Source organism: Bacillus sp. 17RED48 (assembly GCF_019837545.1).
In the GTDB taxonomy this organism is placed as follows: domain Bacteria; phylum Bacillota; class Bacilli; order Bacillales; family Bacillaceae_G; genus Bacillus_A; species Bacillus_A wiedmannii.
Map to the genome: position 1 here is coordinate 164,549 of NZ_JADAXG010000004.1, position 16,729 is coordinate 181,277.

Genomic DNA, 16,729 nt, shown 5'->3' on the forward strand with positions numbered 1-16,729 from the left:
TAGTAACCCCCTGAATTTTTTATTAAACTCCTAATGTAGCTCCGCCATCGACACATAAATTGTGCATTGTAATATGACTCGCTTTATCTGAAGCTAAAAACAATACTGCTTCAGCAACTTCTGAAGGCTGTGCAATTTTTTGTAACGGTATACCGAGTCTATACGTATCTTGAGAACCCGCAATTATATTTTTTGCTCCATTCTCATCAGCCCATAGTAACCTTTGCATTTCAGTTTCAGTAGAACCTGGAGAAACTAAGTTACAGCGAATGTTATACGCTGCAAGTTCCAATCCTAAACACTTCATAAACATCGTCGTTGCAGCTTTTGATGCAGCATACGCAGCCATCTCCATTCTGGGCGTATTTGCTGCATTTGAACCAACTGTAACAATTGCCCCTGACTTTCTTTGCATCATATATTTACTTACTGCTCGGCACATATAGAAAACTCCTGTAGAATTTACAGAGAATGTTTTATTCCAATCTTCATCACTTAAAGAGTGAATTGCTCCCATACGTAAAACTCCTGCAACATTTACTAATATATCTATCGGTGCTATATCATTTTCAATACTCTTTACCATATCTTCAACAGCGACACTATCACTCACATCTAAACGAAACGTTTTCACACGTGTTTCATTTAATTCATTTTGATTTAAGAGTACGTTTAACCCCTCTTCAGTTTGATCAGCCGCAATAACTGTAGCTCCTCTTTCTAAAAACATGTTTGCTACAACACTACCTATACCTTGGGCTGCACCAGTTACTAAAACCGTTTTCTTATCAAATTCCCCTATGTTCATTTCCTCTATCCTTTCATTTGAAAATTAATCTAATTAAACAAATAATGATAACGATTATCATTATCGATGTAAAAAATAATACACTTACTAAACTAATTGGTCAAGTGTACTTTTCATCAAAATATTATTCATTGATAATGTTTTTCATTTAATATTCTTACACCGAAATGATAGTCTTTCTCAATAAACTTGTCAACCTATTTTTATTTTTCAGATAAAAAATTTTAGTGATTCTCAATACAATTACATCTAAAAGCATTAATAAGTACTTACATTACACATTTAATTCATCCCCCTCTTTTTAAACTTGTAGAAGATTAACTGTAGATACCTTCATTTACAAAGCCTTATCAAAAACTCAAGTACATATTTTCTCAATATTTTTCTGAAAATACCGATAAAATATATCTTGCAATTACTAATGTATGTCTTGTTTATAATTTAAGATTTAATTCGTATTTCGAATATGATGTATCATTTTTCAATATTCCAATATAATCCAAATTGGTATTTCACTAACTTTTTTGTCTCAAAAAATCCCAAAAATTATATAACTTCGTTACAACCATTCATAAAAAAGCACCCTATTTAATAGGATGCTTTTTCGTATTTATAGTGTGATAGAAGATTTATATACTTATGCTACACTGCGATACTCTTCTTCTTTTTCTTTTTTCTGCTTAGGTGCTTGAATTAATATTGCGATAACAAATGATACGACACATAATACACCGATCACCGTGAAGGTTGGTTTGAATCCACCTAGAAGAGCACCGATAAAGGAACCTGCAAGTGCTCCAAATCCAAATCCTTGATACACAATTCCGTAGTTCTTACTATGGTTTTTCATACCGTAGAAATCACCAACGATAGCTGGGAAAATAGTGATATTTCCACCAAAGCAAAACGCTACGCTTGCTACACATACGAAGTAGATACCATAATTTAAATCTACGAAACTTAAAACCAAGACTGAAGCTGCCATAACAACAAATGTACCAGTAACGATTTTTAAACGGCCAATTTTATCTGATAACGGTCCTAAAATAATACGACCTAATGTATTGAAGATTGCAACCATAGCCACCGCATTAGCTGCTGTCGCTGCGCTAAGCCCTACAAGTTGAACACCAATGTCTTTTACCATACCAATTAAGTATAAGCCACTCATACATGATGTAAATAACATAATAAATAATAAGTATACTTGTTTTGTGCCTAACATTTCTTTCGTTGTATATTCCTGAGTTTTTGTTTCATGAACTGCTCCTTGATCTGCAGCTTGATGGATTAAACAAGCGCCAAGGACAATCATAGCTGTAACAATTAAACCCCAGTATATAAACGCTTGTGATACACCAACTGATTCAATTAACTGTGCGTTAATATATTTAAAGATTAAGCTACCCGAACCATATGCAGAGACAGAAATACCAGCAATTAAACCTTTACGCTTTGGAAACCACTTTATTAAATTGGATAGTGAAGTGATATATGCTGTACCATCTGCATAACCTACAACAACCCCTGCTAGTACATAAAGCAATAATAATGAGGAAGCTTGTGAACTAAGTATTAATCCTAGTCCTAACGCTAGTCCAGCTATCATAATAAGTTTTCGAAGTCCCCACTTTTCTTGCAATTTACTCGCAAATAAAGTTGAAAACGCTAAGGAAAGACTAGTAATTGAGAAAGTTATAGCAACAGCGTTTAGACTCCAACCATATTTACTAACTAAAGGCTGATTGAATAAACTCCATGTATATATCGTCCCAAGTCCCATTTGTACTATGACTGTGCCAAGGACAACAAGCCATGGATTAACATTTGATTTTTTCATATCATTCCGCCTCCTCTTTCTATTTCAATGCTATTCGCTAAATTTTCTTTTTTTATGTTCATATTGGCCACCTCATTTGATTTAACACCTTCATTGTATAAGATGTCCCTGATTATGTAAGCACTTACAAGATAGAGCGTCAAAAATATGGAATCAGTTACAGAAAACGAAGGTCGAAATACAAAAAACGAATTATTAAATACGTAAGTAGCTATTATAATGTTTTGCATCAATACGACTTACAGCGGTTTTATCATCTTCTTTTATAAAAATTATGTCTCAATTTATATGATGGCTAGATTGCAAAATTTTGATTTTCCTATACAAACAGAAAAAAACACTTTTTACACTACGATGTACTTTAGTTTTATTAATCAATAAAACAACAAATATTTTTTAAAAAAATAAAACTAAATATTCACTAATATAGCTTTACGTGGTTTAATATATATAATAAAAAAATATTTCTGTCTTTAATGAGGAGGTACTATGAAAGCAAACGTAGGCGATACTATACTTTTTCAACGAAATAATTTAAAAATTACGGGATCTGTACTAAAACTTTATACTGAATCGGTCTTAGTTGAAATTACAGATGTAAGCGGTGGTACTTTTGAATTTGATCGAACAATTGTAAATCATAAAAACTATAAAATTTTAAATGCGAATACATAAAACAACAAAAAATAGCCCCTGCTCACCAGCAGCGGCTATTTTATATGAAAACACTTCATTAGTTTATATATCCTAAAACACTTACAATCTTACTCGCTTTTAAATTATTAATATGATAATAAATTTCTAAACCTCTTCGCTCAGCTCGTAACACTTTACCTTTCATTTTTGATAAATGTTGCGAAACAGTCGATTGTGGAATATTTAGTAATTCTGTTAATTGTGTTACGTTACAAGTTTTTCTCGTACTTAATTCATTTACAATTTGTAATCGGATTGGATGCGCCATGATTTTTAAAATATCTACATCTTCTTCTGAAACTAAACTTTTTCTCATTTCATTCGTATATGTTGTCATAAGACATTCCCCTTTTATATGAATTCCTCTTATTTAGATCTATTTCCAAAATATTTAAAACTCCGATGTGAAACCTTTATATAAAAATAATAGAATTTTAAATTTTTAAAAACAGAACGAAATACAATTCACTTTATTTATTTGGTACATATACATAATACAATTTTAATATGTGCTCTATGTGAAGTTAGCATAAATTTGTAATGAAGATTTTTCAAACAATTCACATCTAACTATATACATCCTCATAATACTATCCAGTGATTTTAACATATTTTAGGCGTTTGTATATACTATCTACAAAATAAATGTTGTTTAGGGGGATTTCAAATGCCAACAATGTTACAAGAAGAAGTTGAAGAAGCGCACGAAACATATGTCAGTCGTATCATATTGGTCGGTGGATCAGCTTTATTTTTAGTCGGTGGTGTTATCTCGGCAATTTCGGCCTTTAAAACGTATAATCGCTTGGAAAATACACCGCCTTCTACAGATAACTCTTAGGTGAATTATTTAATTCTGAATAACAAACAAATGCCGTCTCTAAAAAGAGACGGCATTTGTTTGTTCATAAGTTCTTTACTAGAAAATCGCAAACAATACTTTGTGCATGAATTACAATTGAACTTACTTCACCACAAACCTAGTCTGACTACACCCATCCTTCTGCTTCGTTACTTCTAACACAGCCGGCATTGCGTTTTTCAGCTCTTGAACGTGTGAAATAACACCGATAAATCGGCCTGATTTTTGTAAGTCAATTAAGGCGTCAACTGCTTTTGTTAATGACTCCTCATCTAATGAACCAAAACCTTCGTCGATAAACATCGTTTCGATGGAAATACCACCTTCATACGATTGAATGACGTCTGCCATTCCAAGCGCTAAACAAAGTGATGCATTAAATTTCTCACCGCCAGATAATGTTTTTACATCGCGTGTTTGACCTGTATATGCGTCGTATACATCTAAGCCTAATCCACTTTGACGATTTCTCTTCTCAACTCGTTCACTTCGTTTTAAATAAAATTGTCCATTTGATAATTTACGTAATCGTTCGTTTGCAATTTGAACAATTTGTTCTAAATACTCAATTAAGATGTAACGTTCAAATGATATACGGCTTTCGTTATCACCTTTCATTACTTCATATAAATCAACAAGTTCTTGGAAAGCTTTTTCTTCCTCATGAATTTGTTCATCAATTCGTCTAATGTTTTCATGTAAATCAGAAATATATGTTACCGCAGTTTGCGCACGTTGGCGTTTTTCTTTTATTATATCGAGATTAATTTGTAATTCTATTATGTGTTCACCTAACGCCGTAATATCCATGTACTCTTTATCTTTTAATTCAGCATGTAACTCTTCAATTTGTTTTGCAAGCACTTCAAGAGATGAATAATAACTTTGAATTTCTTTTTGTAACATCTCCATCTCAATATCACTTAATTTAGCTTCTTTATACGTGGATTGATCTGTAAATCCGCTCTGTTCAAGCTCTTTCATAAAGCGCGTAAACGTCTCTTCTTTCTTTAATTTTGTACCTTCAAATTGATTAGAAGCACTTTCCTGTTCTGCTTGAATTCGTATATTTTCATTTTGCCAATGTTGATACGCTTCCTGCACTTTCTTCCATTCGTCCTCCATTAATTTGAGTTCATGCATAGCTTGGTCAAACTGGACTTTCCAAGCTTGGACTGTTTGTAAGTTTTCAGGAATATTTTTCTTATCATGTTCATATGACGTACGAAGCTGCATACACTCCATTTCTATACGGTGCTGCTCTGTTTCTACCTCACGCTTTTGCTTTTGAAGTGCATCTATTTTTTCTTCTACGCTTTTTATATTCACAGCAGTTTGCTTACGCGTTTCTTCGCTTGCTTTTAACGTATTCACTTCAGTTGCTAATTGCTTTCCCTTTTGAACAAGCGCACTATATGTTTCAACTAATTCTTCCGAGCGATAGCCTCGCTTCTTAACATCTTCTATTACCTGCTCATATTGAAGATGATAGAAATTCCATTTCTCCTCTAATTGAACATGTAACTTTTCAGCAATATTCTTCTTGTCTCTTAAATCATTTAACTCTTTTTCATCGATCGCATTACTTTGTTCTGTAGCTTTTTTCGGATGGTTCGTACTACCGCATACTGGACAAGATCCACCATCATGTAAATGAAGAGCTAATATACCAGCTTGTTCACTTAACCAGCGGCGTTCCATATTTTCATATGCGTTCACTGCCATTTGCATCTTATTGTATGCCGCTTCTTTTTCGTTCTCGAATTTTTGTTTTTCTTGCCAAACATCATATGCTTGCTTTAAAACTTTTGCATCTTCTCGCATATTCGTTAGTTCTTCTACTTTAGCTACATATTGCTCAAGTGCTCGTTCTAATTGCTGTAATTCACCAGACATTAGCTGTTTTTGATTTGTATGCTCCTCTAATTGTCGATCTAAGTTTTGCATACTTTCTTTTAGTTTCCCTACTTGAAGTTCTGCATTTTTTAAATTCAATTGTTTCTCAGCCAATGATGCAATAATCGGTTGTAACTCTTCTAATCTTTGAACAAGTTTTTTTGCATTTTCTCTCTCAGGTTCTTTATTCTTTACTGCTTCATATTTCTCCTGAGCAAGTTCAAAGCTACTCGTTATATTTTCTTTTTTGGCGATTATTTGTTTTAACAAACTTTCAGCCTTCTGCTCATTTTGCATTGCTTCTTCATACCATTGTTCAAATGGTAATAAGCGCTTCGCTTCTTCCGCACGTTTAAAAGATGTTTCTTTCATTTCAATAACGGTACGATTTTCTTGTAAAGTATTATATTTCTCATTCTTTTGTTGTAAATCTATAAATTTCTCATTTACAGATTTCGCTGTATGAAAACGAGTTTCAGCATCTTTTAATTGCTTCGTTTGAACATCTTGTTCTAGTTGTAATTGCTCAACCTCTACCTTATACGCAGCTGTTTCTTGTTCTAATGCTTCTACTACTTGATGCGTGTTTACATGTTCTTGTTCCACTAATGTCTCTAATAATGCTCCATCGCGGATTGGTAATTTAAAAACATTACGGAAGTATAACTCTCGCTCTTTCTGCTTTTCTTGTAAAACGTCTTTCCATTGTTTTCGTTTTTGATCAAGTAACTCACGCATTAACTTATAACGATCCGTTTTAAAAATTCGACGTAAAATTTCTTCTTTGTTTTCTGTCTCAGATGTTAATAGTTTTCGGAATTCCCCTTGTGGTAACATAACAATTTGGCTAAATTGATGTTTACTTAAACCAATTAAATCTTCCACTTTTTTATTTACATCCGTTACATGGAAACGATCAACAGCTGGAACATTTTCTTCATCAATCACTTCATATAGTTCTACTGCATGTCCCGTAATTGTCTTGTTCCCTTGTTTTTTATGTCCAAGTTGTCGTTTTATTTCATAACGTTTCCCTTTTAACTGAAAGGTTAGTTCTACACTTGTATACATATTATCATCAGCAAATTGACTGCGAAGCATGCTCGTATCACTACGTTCTTCTCCGCTTGCCTCACCATATAACACATAACAAATCGCATCAAAAATCGTTGTCTTTCCAGCTCCTGTATTCCCAGAAATGGCGAAAATACGATGATCTCCAAGATCGTTAAAATCGATTACTTCTTTCTGTTTATATGGCCCAAATGCTGTCATAATTAGCTGAATCGGTCTCATCCTCGTTCACCTTCCCGTTCTTGCACTGTTTGTAGTACTTCTACAAATAGACGTTCTTTCTCTTCTGATAAATCTAAGCCTTTCATTTCTTTATAAAAAGCCTTTAATAACGATAAATCATCCGTTTTATGTCTTGAAACAGTTACTTCATTTGACTCTGTGAACTCTCGTCTTTGAATAGATCTTTCAACATGCATTGCATTTGGATATACAGAGCGTATTTTTTCCATTGGCTGCAAGACAGGATTTTCGTCTAATAATTTTACAAACACGTAATCTTCACTTACTGGATGTTGTAATAATTCATCTATTTTCGCTTCTACTGTTCGAATTTTACGACGTGGTGCAAGTAACCTTTTTTCAATTGTTGCTTCACCTTGCTCGTCCAGTTCCACAATATAATATCCTTTTTTATGTTTTTCTTCAGAAATAGAATATGCAAGTGGAGAACCTGAATATCGAACTGTCTCATTACGTACGAAATGCGCTTGATGTAAATGTCCAAGCGCTGTGTAATGAAACTTATCAAAATAATGACTATTTACGTATTCAGCACCACCAATTGAAAGTGATCGTTCTGCATCACTTGTATTCTCTTCCGCTTCTCCCGCAGAAGTTACAAATGCATGACCAACAAATACATGTCTTGCTTCTTTATCCATCGTTTCAGAAAGCTCATTCATAAAAATACGCATCGCATCATCATGAGAACGTACATCTTCGTTTTTCAAAACATGTCTAACTATGCTTGGATCCGCATATGGAACGAGATGGAAGTGAACCTCGCCATATTCATCATTTAATATAATTGGCTCATATGGAAATTGAAATTGCCCCACAATAAATAATCCTTGTTTCTTCATTAAACTACTTCCAAAGTGAATACGATCTGGACTATCATGGTTTCCTGCAACCGCGATAACTGGTGTTTGTAAATCAATCACTATTTTTTGTAAAACATCATTTAATAAGTCTACTGCTTCCGTAGGTGGAATTGCTCGGTCATATAAATCCCCTGCAATAATTACCGCATCTGGTTTTTCTTCTTCAACAGCTTGTACAAACTGATCTAATACAATCTTTTGATCTTCAGTCATATACACGCCATGAACGAGCTTTCCTAAATGCCAATCCGCTGTATGAAATAACTTCATAGTTTCCTGCTCCTTTTAATTTACTGATTTTAGTGATACGAGTTGATAGTTTATTGTAGTTTTTCCGTTTTCCCACTCTAACTTTTGTATCATTGCACTACCAATTCTTTCTTCATTTGATTTATATAAAGGCAATATTTCTTGAACTGTAAATAAGTGATAACCATCCAATTTTAATTGAAATATGTTTTCTTCTATATGTAATCTTACTTCTTTTTCATTTGAAATAATTTTTGTGTGCATCTCAAATTTCATGACAGATACAACCCCTTTTTCTAATTTCCACATTATTAATAGTATATTGGCTATGCAAGATTGACAAGTAAATACACGGCAAAGTACACACTTTTCTACCGCTATATGTTTTTTATTTTTACATATAATACGGTATGTGAAATTTTATTTATTGTAAAAATAAAAATGTCTAATGTGACATCTTTATTTTTGTATAAAGTCTTTCATTACATAATATAAAACTGTAATGAAAACGATCGCTACAAAAAATGAAAATACTGCGATAATGTACCCATCCTTATTTAATAAAATGCAAAAAGAAATAGATATGATAAAAATCGGAAATACAAGCCGTACTTTATCCTTCACTTCCTCTGTCGTATCTGTATGATGAAAATACTGCGTTATCCCTATCATTAAAGAAGACAAAATAATCACCGACAATAGTAAAGGTCCTGGCATTCCGATTTCTCCTTTCTCTATTTCTAATGAAAAGCAATTTTTCTTTCATCATAATCACTTCAAATACTCTTTTTGAAGTGATTATGTACAATTTACACATATATAATAGCGTGTTTATCATGATAATTTCAAATAATTACAATTACAGTAATGTTGTAATATTCATTTTCAACCTCAAAAATCCTGCAAATATATCTCGTCAAAATATGCGGTATACAAATTAACACATACCGTCAACTTTAGACAAAATTTATAAAGGACATTTCAGTACGTATCAAGAATTAAGAATAAGAAGATATGTAAGGGAGGATGAATTATGACTGAACACGTTTTATTTTCTATTAGCGAAAACGGCGTTGCATCAATTACTTTAAACCGCCCAAAAGCACTTAATTCTTTATCTTATGACATGTTGCAACCAATCGGGCAAAAACTGAAAGAATGGGAACATGATGAGCGAATTGCGCTTATCGTATTAAAAGGAGCTGGCACTAAAGGTTTTTGTGCAGGCGGCGACATTAAAACTCTTTATGAAGCACGTTCAAATGAAGCTGCATTACAGCATGCGGAATGTTTCTTTGAAGAAGAGTATGAAATTGATACATATATTTATCAATATAAAAAACCAATCATCGCTTGTTTAGATGGAATTGTAATGGGTGGTGGTGTCGGTCTTACAAATGGTGCAAAATATCGAATTGTAACTGAGCGTACGAAATGGGCAATGCCAGAGATGAATATCGGCTTCTTCCCAGACGTCGGTGCTGCATATTTCTTAAATAAGGCTCCAGGGTTTGCTGGCCGATATGTTGCTTTAACAGCAGCTGTTTTAAAAGCTGCTGACGTATTATTTATAAACGCTGCTGATTACTTTATGACATCTGATTCATTACCAAATTTCCTTACTGAACTTGAAAGTGTAAATTGGCATAAAAAAGATGATGTACATACTAATTTAAAAGAAGTCATTCGTACATTTGCAACTGCTCCAAACTTAGAAAGTGAACTTGCTCCTTCATTAGAAGAAATGAATTCACATTTTGCATTCGATACAATTGAAGAGATCACCGATTCATTGGAAAAAGCTCAAAGTTCCTTTGCTTTAAAAACAAACGAAACGCTATTATCAAAATCCCCTATTTCATTAAAAGTAACATTAAAACAATTTATTGATGGACAAGATAAATCCGTTGAAGAATGTTTCGCTACCGACCTTGTACTTGCTAAAAATTTCATGAGACATGAAGATTTCTTCGAAGGAGTACGTTCTGTTGTCGTTGATAAAGATCAAAATCCGAATTATAAATATAAGCAGTTAAGTGATGTTTCAGAAGAAGATGTAAATCGATTCTTTAACTTACTTAATGCATAATAAGGTGAAATATTAATAAGTGGGGGTGCATTGCCCGCTTATTATTAGCCCTCACCGGTCATGCGGGCTAAAATTGAGGCTATATAGTAGTGAAATTCCACTACTATATAGCCTCTTTCTCATTTAATAATTTTTAATAAAATTTAATTTTATTAAATCAAAATATGTGCTACACTATTTTTAATCAAATATTCTAAAAATAAAAAAGGAGGAGCAACTATGATTGAAAATTATTTTCTTTTCATCATTATGTCTATTTGTCTTATTATTTTACCCGGTCCTGATACTGCAATGGCGACGAAAAATACATTGGTTGCTGGTAAGGTCGGTGGAGTGAAAACAGTGTTCGGTACATGTGTTGCACTTTTAATTCATACTTTAGCAGCAGTAATCGGACTTTCCGCAATTATTGTAAAGTCAGCTCTTTTATTTTCTATTTTCAAGTACGTTGGAGCTCTATATTTAATTTATATTGGCATTAAAGCCCTTTTAGCGGTAAGAAACAAAGAAGGCTTTGATACGAACGATATATCTTTAAATAATGAAGATGAACACACTTCTTGCTTTCGCCAAGGATTTCTTACGAATTTATTAAACCCTAAAGTTGCAGTCTTCTTTTTAACCTTTTTACCGCAATTTTTAAATCCAAATCATAATACGTTTATCCAACTTCTCGTAATGGGTCTTACTTACCTCGTTTTAACAGTTATTTGGTTCGCTTTTTATATATTTTTAATTGATAAAATTAGTGCTTTTATGAAAAAATCGAGGACGCAACGTTATATTCAAGGCTTAACAGGAATCGTCTTAATCGGTTTTGGTATTAAACTAGCTTTTGAAAAAAATAATTAACAAGACGAAAACCACCACTATTAATAGTGGTGGTTTTCATTTAACAACTGATTTGGCTGTTCACTCTATATTAAAACCAGCGCTCAGTTACAACTTTTTTACGTGTATAGAATTGAACACCATCTGTACCATTTGTACCTAAATCACCAAAGAAGGAAGCTTTATTTCCTGCAAATGCGAAGAATGCCATTGGTGCTGGAACGTTTACGTTTACACCGATCATACCAGCATCGATATTATCACGGAACGTTTGTGCATGTTTACCATTTGACGTATAAATAACCGCGCCATTTGCAAATTTAGATTGATTTGTTAATTTAATACCTTCTTCTAAATCTTTAACTCGTACAATGCTTAATACTGGAGCAAAAATTTCATCTTGCCAAATTTTCATTTCTTGATTTACACCATCAAAGATTGTCGCACCTACAAAGTAACCTTCTCCAACTTCTTCCTTAATTTTGCGGCCATCAACTAATAAAGTTGCTCCATCTGCTACACCGCTATTAATATAGCCTAATACACGCTCTTTATGAGATTCACGAATTAATGGTCCAACATAATTATCTTCGTGGAAACCGTCACCTACTTTTAATTTCTTCGTCTCTGCTACTAGTACGTCGATGAATTCATCAGCAATTTCATCTACTACCGCTACTACTGAACATGCCATGCAGCGCTCTCCACTACTTGCGAATGCAGATCCAATTACACCTTGCACTGTTTTCTCAAGATTGCAATCTGGCATTACAATCGCATGGTTTTTCGCACCAGCTAACGCTTGTACACGTTTCCCGTGTTTCGTACCTGTTTCATACACGTAACGAGCTACCGGCTCAGAGCCAACGAACGAAACAGCTTGAATATCTTTACTTTCTAAAATGCTATTTACAACATCTTTTCCGCCTTGTACTAAATTTAATACTCCTTTTGGAAAACCAGCTTCATAGAATAATTCTACAAGTCGCTCTGCTAAAAGTGGCGTTCTTTCAGATGTTTTTAATACGAATGTATTACCGCAAGCAATTGCAAGTGGGAACATCCATAATGGAATCATCATTGGGAAGTTAAACGGTGTAATACCAGCAACAACTCCAATTGGATAGCGCCAAATCGATCCATCAATGCCGCTAGCAATATTCGGAAGAGCTTGTCCCATCATTAAATTTGGTGCTGATGTTGCAAGTTCTACCGCTTCAATCCCACGCTGTACTTCACCAGTTGCATCCGTTAACGTTTTACCATTTTCTAGCGTAATGATTTTTGCAAGCCCGTCTTTGTTTTCTTGTAAAAGCTGTAAATATTTATACAATTGTCTTGAACGATTCGGAACTGGTACTTTAGACCATGTTTCGTATGCTGCTTTTGCCGCTTCAACAGCTTTTTCAACATCTTCTTTCGGAGATAATGGAACGTAAGCGATAATTTTTCCAGTCGCCGGATTTGGAACTGCTTCTACTTCTGTACCAGTAGATTCTACCCACTCACCATTAATATGATTTTTTACTCGTTTAATTTCAGTTGTAATCATTATATTCTCTCCTTTTTTATGATGTATATAATTCTATTATTTTTGATTAGAAATTAATTGTTCACTAACTTTCTTATATAAAGCAGCCATATCGTTTTCGCCGTACCCAGCTTCACTTGCTTCTTCATATACGTTTAATAGCATCTCACTAACTGGTAAGTGCAGTTCGCTTTCTTTCGCTAAATCTACTGCAAATCCTAAATCTTTCTTTAATAAATTTACAGTAAAGCCTGGATCGTAGTTTTCAGTTGCAATGAAACTTTTATAATTACGCTCATAAATTCTGCTTTGACCGTAACTTACATTTAAAATATCAAACATTTTATCTAAATCCATATTATTCTTTTTCGCTAATGTTAAAGCTTCACTCACACCAGCTGTATAAAAACCAATTAATAAGTTATTAATTAATTTCACTGTTGTACCACTATCAATATTCTCACTAACATGGAAAACATTCGCGCCTAGTACGCTCATGATAGATTCCGTTTTCTCATATACTTCTTTCGATCCACCAACCATAAACGTTAATGTACGGTTTTCGGCTCCAATTACCCCACCACTAACAGGTGCGGCTAAAAAGTCTACTTTCTTTCCCTTCGCAGCTTCCTCTAACTGTTTGTTTAACTGTGGAGATACAGTACTTGTATCAATTAAAATTACATTCGAATGGCTATTTTCAAATAAGCCTTCTTCGCCAAAATATACCGCTTCAACAGCGCGAGGTGAAGGTAAACTTGTAAAAATCACATCACATGTTTCTGCTAGTTTTGAAATTGATAAGCCGATAATTCCTCCTTCTTTTTCAAAGGAAGCTTCAGCCTCTTTATTTAAATCCACACCATATACTGTGTAACTTGATTTAACTAAATTTTTAGACATTGGAAGACCCATGTTACCTAAACCGATAAAACCAATCTTTTTCATATCGCTTTCCTCCTATTTACACAATATACTTTCCACGATTTATAATAGCTTTCGCAATTTCTCTCTTTTTTGTAAATACGTTCGTGTATAAAGGCACTAATAATTGACGAATTTCAGTTAAAATCACGTGTCTATCTTGTTCTTCTGTGACAGCCGCTGAAAGTATAGAAACCGCTGCTTCTTCTACATTACGATAGCCTTCTTCACAAATAACGTCAGTTATCATTTGTTTCGTACGCTCTTTCTCATCACCATTTTTACTAATTGCTTTACTCGTACGTAAAAATGCTGATTCCATGACGTACACGTCCGTTAACATATTTGATAATACACGTGAATATTCTTGCTCTTGATCAATTTTCAACCCCGGAGTTTTAGAGAGCGTTTTCAAAGATTGTTTCAACAATTTTTTTGCTAATAAAATGTAACGATGGTTTCTTTCGACATTTTCTACATCAATTTCTACTTCAGTATCTTCAATTTGTTCCATTTGCTTCATTAACATTTTGGCAACTGTTAATCTATTAATTTCGTTCGTTCCTTCAAAAATACGACTAATTCTAGCATCACGATATAATCGTTCTACCTCGTACTCTTGCATATAACCGTAACCACCATGAATTTGTACAGCTTCATCTACGATATGACCAAGTGTTTCAGAAGCATTTACTTTATTAAGTGCACATTCAATTGCAAATTGAGACATTTTCTTCATAAGATCTTCATCACTCTCATAAATTGCTTCATCAATGACACCTGCTGTACGATAAGCTGCACTTTCTGCTCCATATGTAGCAATGATCATATTTGCAATTTTCTCTTGAATCATCGTAAAATCTACTAATTCTGTTTGGAACTGTTTTCGCTCTTTTCCATATTGAACCGATAAACCAATTGCTTGTTTTGCTGTTCCAATATTTCCAAAAGCCAGCTTTAGTCTAGCAAAGTTAAGGATATTAAGAGCTACGTGATGCCCTTTCCCAACTTCCCCTAAAACATTTTCAGCAGGGATGACAACATCTTCTAAAATTAGGGTAGCCGTTGAAGAACCTTTAATCCCCATTTTCTTTTCTTCTAGTCCAATGGATACACCTTCACATGTTCTTTCGACAATAAACGCTGTCATTCCTTTATTTGTCTTCGCAAAAACAACGTATACATCTGCCATATGAGCATTTGTAATCCACTGCTTCTCACCATTTAACTTCCAAGCAGTTCCATCTTCATTTAATACAGCACTCGTTTTTGCACTTAAAGCATCAGAACCAGCATTTGGCTCAGTTAAAGCATAAGCCCCAATCCATTCTCCAGACGCAATTTTCGGCAAATATTTTTCTTTTTGTTCTTTCGTTCCATAATATATGTAAGGCAATGTACCTACACCAGCGTGTATATTAAAGGAAACGCTAAATGCACCAGCATATCCCATTTTTTCTGCTACAAGCCCTGAAACTGCCTTTCCTAACTCAAATCCACCGTACTCTTCTGGGACCTCGATACTTAATAATCCAAGTTCTCCAGCTTTCTCAAATAATTGACGAGAAACTTCATAGTTATGTTGTTCAATAGTCTCCATTTGTGGAACAATTTCTTGTTTAACGAATTGTTCTGTCGTTTTTGCGATTAAATCTTCATCTCCGGAAAAATCTTCTGGCGTAAAGAAACTATGATTCACATTTTTATTAAGTGAAAAAAATTCATCCCACGGTAACTTCGTTTTCTCCATCTGAATCCCCCTATCATTTCGGCCTTACTTGCTACTACGTATGCTTGTCTACGATGAGTGGAATTTCTTATTTTTGAAAACAGAAGGCGATGAATTTTCACATCAAGCAGTTCGTTTTGCCAAAGATGTATTCTCATCGCCTTAGTTGTTTTATCTATTGATCCTCTGATAATACTGTTTTTGCAATTCCAGTATCTAATTCTTCAAAGTCATGATATGAAATTGTTTCATATAACTCACTTCTCGTTTGCATACTTGAAAGTGCATCTTTTTGAGAACCTGTTTCCTTAATTAAAGTAAACACATTCTCATATGCTTTCGCTGCAACACGAAGTGAAGTTACAGGATAAATAACCATTTGGAAGCCCATATTCGCAAATTCCTCTGCACTATAATACGGCGTTTTCCCGAACTCAGTCATATTCGCAAGTAAAGGTGCATTTACTTTACTATTAAATAGACGGAACTCTTCTTCTGATTGAAGTGCTTCAGGGAATATCGCATCTGCACCTGCTTTTACATAGGCGTTCGCTCTATCGATCGCTTCATCTAAGCCTTCTACACCTCGAGCATCTGTACGTGCCACAATATATAAGCTTGGTGCAACTTCTTTAATCGCTTTAATCTTTTGAACTAATTCTTCTGTAGTAACGAGTTTCTTACCATTTAAATGTCCACATTTCTTTGGTAATTGTTGATCTTCAATTTGAACAGCTGCAACTTTCGCTTCTACCATTTCTACCGCTGTTCTCGCTACGTTTAAGACACCGCCAAATCCTGTATCAATGTCAACAAGAACTGGTAAGTCTGTAGCTCTTACTAGATCTCTTGCTCTCTCTGCTACTTCAGTAGACGTCACGATTCCTAAATCAGGCAGTCCTTTACTTGCAGTATAAGCAGCTCCTGATAAATAAAGAGCTGAAAATCCTGTATTTCTCGCAACTAAAGCTGCCATTGCGTCATGTGCACCTGGAATTTGCAAAATTTCATTTGCTTCTACTAAAGCTCGGAAGCGATTCGCAAGCTCCTCTTGTGTTGACTGTTTATTCACAACCCAAGCCATTCTAAATTCC

At 34.2% G+C, this 16,729-nt stretch carries 15 protein-coding genes; 4 read left to right on the forward strand and 11 right to left on the reverse strand.

The window, feature by feature from the left end:
* Positions 1 to 22: 22 nt before the first annotated feature.
* Positions 23 to 808 carry a 2,3-dihydro-2,3-dihydroxybenzoate dehydrogenase gene (gene dhbA, locus ILT06_RS17900; RefSeq protein WP_064477287.1) on the reverse strand — a complete coding sequence of 262 codons (786 nt, stop codon included), beginning with the start codon at positions 806 to 808 and terminating at the stop codon, positions 23 to 25.
* Between the two features lie 637 nt (positions 809 to 1,445).
* On the reverse strand, positions 1,446 to 2,648 hold the full coding sequence (locus tag ILT06_RS17905; protein ID WP_064477288.1) for an L-lactate MFS transporter: 1,203 nt from the start codon (positions 2,646 to 2,648) through the stop codon (positions 1,446 to 1,448).
* A gap of 489 nt (positions 2,649 to 3,137) precedes the next feature.
* Between ILT06_RS17905 and ILT06_RS17910 the strand changes: the two genes are divergently transcribed.
* Positions 3,138 to 3,323, forward strand: coding sequence for a YkvS family protein (locus ILT06_RS17910; protein WP_000646787.1), 186 nt, complete (start codon positions 3,138 to 3,140; stop codon positions 3,321 to 3,323).
* A gap of 58 nt (positions 3,324 to 3,381) precedes the next feature.
* On the opposite strand, the gene ILT06_RS17915 is transcribed toward ILT06_RS17910, so the two are convergent.
* A complete protein-coding gene (locus tag ILT06_RS17915; RefSeq protein WP_064477290.1) occupies positions 3,382 to 3,681 on the reverse strand; it encodes an ArsR/SmtB family transcription factor in 300 nt (99 codons plus the stop codon).
* A 330-nt stretch (positions 3,682 to 4,011) separates the two neighbouring features.
* On the opposite strand from ILT06_RS17915, the gene ILT06_RS17920 reads away from it, so the two are divergent.
* Complete coding sequence (locus tag ILT06_RS17920) at positions 4,012 to 4,185, forward strand: hypothetical protein (protein ID WP_064477291.1); 174 nt, start codon at positions 4,012 to 4,014, stop codon at positions 4,183 to 4,185.
* Between the two features lie 123 nt (positions 4,186 to 4,308).
* On the opposite strand, the gene ILT06_RS17925 is transcribed toward ILT06_RS17920, so the two are convergent.
* The 4 genes from ILT06_RS17925 to ILT06_RS17940 form a co-directional block, all read right to left on the reverse strand.
* Complete coding sequence (locus ILT06_RS17925) at positions 4,309 to 7,398, reverse strand: SbcC/MukB-like Walker B domain-containing protein (RefSeq protein WP_098102829.1); 3,090 nt, start codon at positions 7,396 to 7,398, stop codon at positions 4,309 to 4,311.
* The gene (locus ILT06_RS17930) at positions 7,395 to 8,552 is read right to left on the reverse strand and encodes an exonuclease SbcCD subunit D (RefSeq protein WP_098102830.1); all 1,158 of its coding nucleotides are present in this window, start codon (positions 8,550 to 8,552) and stop codon (positions 7,395 to 7,397) included. The genes ILT06_RS17925 and ILT06_RS17930 overlap by 4 nt, the downstream gene beginning before the upstream one ends.
* 15 nt (positions 8,553 to 8,567) lie before the next feature.
* Positions 8,568 to 8,807: a DUF2584 family protein gene (locus ILT06_RS17935; protein ID WP_000667347.1), complete on the reverse strand. Its 240-nt coding sequence runs from the start codon at positions 8,805 to 8,807 to the stop codon at positions 8,568 to 8,570.
* 183 nt (positions 8,808 to 8,990) lie between these two features.
* Positions 8,991 to 9,248 (reverse strand): hypothetical protein, encoded by a 258-nt coding sequence (locus tag ILT06_RS17940; RefSeq protein ID WP_046955733.1) that lies wholly within the window; start codon positions 9,246 to 9,248, stop codon positions 8,991 to 8,993.
* A 316-nt stretch (positions 9,249 to 9,564) separates the two neighbouring features.
* Between ILT06_RS17940 and ILT06_RS17945 the strand changes: the two genes are divergently transcribed.
* Both ILT06_RS17945 and ILT06_RS17950 read left to right on the forward strand, forming a co-directional pair.
* Entirely contained in the window at positions 9,565 to 10,620 is a 1,056-nt protein-coding gene (locus ILT06_RS17945; RefSeq protein WP_222655340.1) for an enoyl-CoA hydratase/isomerase family protein, read from the forward strand.
* A gap of 219 nt (positions 10,621 to 10,839) precedes the next feature.
* Positions 10,840 to 11,472 carry a LysE family translocator gene (locus tag ILT06_RS17950; protein WP_098111957.1) on the forward strand — a complete coding sequence of 211 codons (633 nt, stop codon included), beginning with the start codon at positions 10,840 to 10,842 and terminating at the stop codon, positions 11,470 to 11,472.
* Positions 11,473 to 11,542: 70 nt separating this feature from the next.
* Here ILT06_RS17950 and ILT06_RS17955 read toward each other — a convergent pair whose 3' ends face one another.
* From ILT06_RS17955 to prpB, 4 genes are all read right to left on the reverse strand, one after another.
* A complete protein-coding gene (locus ILT06_RS17955; protein ID WP_098111958.1) occupies positions 11,543 to 13,003 on the reverse strand; it encodes a CoA-acylating methylmalonate-semialdehyde dehydrogenase in 1,461 nt (486 codons plus the stop codon).
* 36 nt (positions 13,004 to 13,039) lie between these two features.
* Positions 13,040 to 13,930, reverse strand: coding sequence for an NAD(P)-dependent oxidoreductase (locus tag ILT06_RS17960; protein WP_064477297.1), 891 nt, complete (start codon positions 13,928 to 13,930; stop codon positions 13,040 to 13,042).
* Positions 13,931 to 13,946: 16 nt separating this feature from the next.
* On the reverse strand, positions 13,947 to 15,656 hold the full coding sequence (locus ILT06_RS17965) for an acyl-CoA dehydrogenase family protein (protein WP_222655341.1): 1,710 nt from the start codon (positions 15,654 to 15,656) through the stop codon (positions 13,947 to 13,949).
* A 154-nt stretch (positions 15,657 to 15,810) separates the two neighbouring features.
* On the reverse strand, positions 15,811 to 16,719 hold the full coding sequence (gene prpB, locus ILT06_RS17970; RefSeq protein WP_063261135.1) for a methylisocitrate lyase: 909 nt from the start codon (positions 16,717 to 16,719) through the stop codon (positions 15,811 to 15,813).
* Positions 16,720 to 16,729 lie beyond the last annotated feature (10 nt).